Origin of the sequence: Bacillus sp. AF62 (genome assembly GCF_050312695.1) — a bacterium.
Taxonomy (GTDB): Bacteria; Bacillota; Bacilli; order Bacillales; family Bacillaceae_G; genus Bacillus_A; species Bacillus_A cereus.
Map to the genome: position 1 here is coordinate 1 of NZ_JBNPJZ010000025.1, position 2,457 is coordinate 2,457.

A 2,457-nucleotide genomic window follows, 5' to 3' on the forward strand; every position below is an offset into this window, starting at 1 on the left:
CCTACGATATTCAAAACAGATTTAAACACGAATTTACCTTGTTTTATGAATCCATTTTTTGAACACCAGTTTCAAACCGCTTCCTTATCCATTTCCGGAATAATGCCTCGTTTCGTTAACATATCATGGATAAACAGCCTTCCTTTTTGCGTCCATCGTGTATTCATTTTTACGGATTTACTACCATCCGAATGCGTGACATCAATCGTCTGCGATTTTGTGTACCCTTTATTTTGATGTTTGGCATATAGCAGCCATTGGTTGTTTACTTTGTACTGTACTTTTTCATCCTTTAAGATTTTATTTAATCGTACTGCAGATAAACCATAATCGGCTGCAATTTGTGAGACGGTTACCGTATCTTTTGATTGAAGAATTTGATCGAGGTAGGTAATCTTAGATGCATGCTCTGCGACTTGTTGTGTTAACATGAGATTCTTTTGTTCTGCCACTTGCCTTGCCTGTTGTTCGTCTTTCAATTGTGACGCAAGGCTAATCAATAAATCAGGATCTTGCAGTAAAGCATTTATCGTAGGCGGTGTCATGTAAGCCCCATGTTTTCGAATGCTTGGGAGTACTTCTTCAAACACCCATGTTTCAAATTGTTCTGCTTGAGGAAGTTTGGATTTAACAATTAGACGGTATAAGTTCGATTCGCTGATGAATTTCTTTTCAACCGTTTGATTCTTCTCTGAAATAACCACCGAACGAAACGTTACCCCGTCCTTTTTACAATGATCTCTTACCGCTTTTGTGGGATTCGTATATCCCAATACCTTCGCAACATCTGTCGCTGGAAAGTACTCTTTTCCATTCTGAATTAAGATTTCTAAGTTACCGAACATGTTGTGTGAAAACATTTGCGTTTGATTCATTTTTCATTTCCCCTCGTACTATATTTTTTTGACGAAGGCATCCGATGTAACATGACCCCCTCGCAAAACGCGATCCCATCCTCTTTCGTTTGTTTACCGCTATTCAGAGGGACTAACGTTTCGTTCATCCCTCGTCCCATTCCTTACTTTCTTCGCCACCTGATTCGGCCCTTCCCACAATCCTTGTTTTCTCCATCTCATTTTCGATTTATAGACGTAAGATGGACTCCGCTCAAACATGATACTGATTTCTTTATCCAGGATTCCTTGCTTATTGAGTTCTCTTACACGCGCTGGCTTCAATCCATCCGGTATATTCCCTGGTTTTCCTCCGCTCTGTCTCGGCTCCGTATCAAAATACCTACCCAACTGGCGTAACTCCTGACCAGTCGGGCAATTCACACAAATGTTGATACTGAAACTCGCATCATCTGAACGATTGTAATAACACCGCCTACATTTCTGTTCGATGATATCACCAATCTGATAGGTAAGCTGGAGGCGTTCTTCTTTAGTAAGTTTCATGTGAAACACCTACAATACGGCTTTCAATGCGATGCCTAATGCTTGTGCTCTTGCTTGAAATTCCAAGCGATGTTTCCGTTCCATTTCAGCTGTTTCCTCTGCCGCACCGACTCTGATTTGCACTTTACGTAACTTAGCTTCCAGTTCCCAGTTCTTTTCGCTCAACTGGTTGCGTTCATTAAGTAAAGTTGTATATTCTTCCTCACGATTTTGAAATTGTTCTTTTAGCTTTTCAAGTTCCAATTCTAATTCTGCTTGATGCATCCCATTATCTCTCTCTTCAGAATGTTCATTTTTCTCTCTAACAGCTTTTGCATCTTGGACCAATGGTTTTATGCTCTTTTTTGTTCCCGACTTCTTGGCTCGCTTCCTAACACCCTCTTTTTTCTCTCGTCGTTTCGCGACGTTGTGATACAGTGTACTTTCACTCACACCCAAACGGTCTGCAATTTTTGCCCAGGATAGTTTTTCACCTCGTAATTTCTCCGCTCTCTCGCATAATGCATCCCAATTCCTTTCTTCAGCCAGCTGTTCTGCCATTGTTTCATTTCTCCCTTCCAGTAAGATTTCGCCTAATTGTTTGATTCGCTTCCCAATCCTACAGTTATCCGTACACCAGGAAGTCTTGCAGTTCCCTGACTTCCTATATGCCGGTACCTTTTGACAACTTGCACAATGTTCATCTTGTAGATTTAATATTTGAATCCGTATGAATTTATTCTTGCTCTTCTTCAAATGACTTGTCCTCATCTGTTATTTCAAATTCTTCCGATGGCTGCAATGGTTTTGAAATGGCTCCTTCTTCTGTCTCTGGCGTTTCCTCAGGTTTCTTCTCACTCTTTGCTTCTTCTTTTGTTTCTGGCTGCTGTTCTTTCCACTCCTGCCACTTGATGGCCAATGGGGCTACACGCTTACGATATTCATCAATTACCTCGATAATTTGCCCTGAGGACATGTTCAGCTCATTTGCCAGTTTTAAGTAGGATTCTCCTTCCAGACGGCGTTTCACAATCTCCGGAAGTTTATTCGGCACCCCCTCAAAGTTCGGTGCTAAACC

3 protein-coding genes and 1 pseudogene are annotated in these 2,457 nt (G+C 41.3%); all 4 read right to left on the bottom strand.

Features of this window, described 5'->3' with window-relative positions; genetic code table 11:
* Positions 1-71: 71 nt before the first annotated feature.
* Positions 72-875, bottom strand: coding sequence for a phage antirepressor KilAC domain-containing protein (locus ACQRBL_RS03560; RefSeq protein ID WP_427733918.1), 804 nt, complete (start codon positions 873-875; stop codon positions 72-74).
* 99 nt (positions 876-974) lie between these two features.
* Entirely contained in the window at positions 975-1,400 is a 426-nt protein-coding gene (locus ACQRBL_RS03565; protein ID WP_043924720.1) for a hypothetical protein, read from the bottom strand.
* A 9-nt stretch (positions 1,401-1,409) separates the two neighbouring features.
* Entirely contained in the window at positions 1,410-2,150 is a 741-nt protein-coding gene (locus ACQRBL_RS03570; protein WP_080672441.1) for a zinc-finger domain-containing protein, read from the bottom strand.
* Positions 2,116-2,457 (bottom strand): annotated as a pseudogene (locus ACQRBL_RS03575) (2-methylcitrate dehydratase); the annotation flags it as partial. The pseudogene ACQRBL_RS03575 and the gene ACQRBL_RS03570, both read right to left, overlap by 35 nt.

What these genes read in the sequence shown, in the direction of transcription:
- ACQRBL_RS03560 (WP_427733918.1), bottom strand. Translation starts at nt 875, where the DNA reads ATGAATCAAACGCAAATGTTTTCACACAACATGTTCGGTAACTTAGAA.
- ACQRBL_RS03565 (WP_043924720.1), bottom strand. Translation starts at nt 1,400, where the DNA reads ATGAAACTTACTAAAGAAGAACGCCTCCAGCTTACCTATCAGATTGGT.
- ACQRBL_RS03570 (WP_080672441.1), bottom strand. Translation starts at nt 2,150, where the DNA reads ATGAGGACAAGTCATTTGAAGAAGAGCAAGAATAAATTCATACGGATT.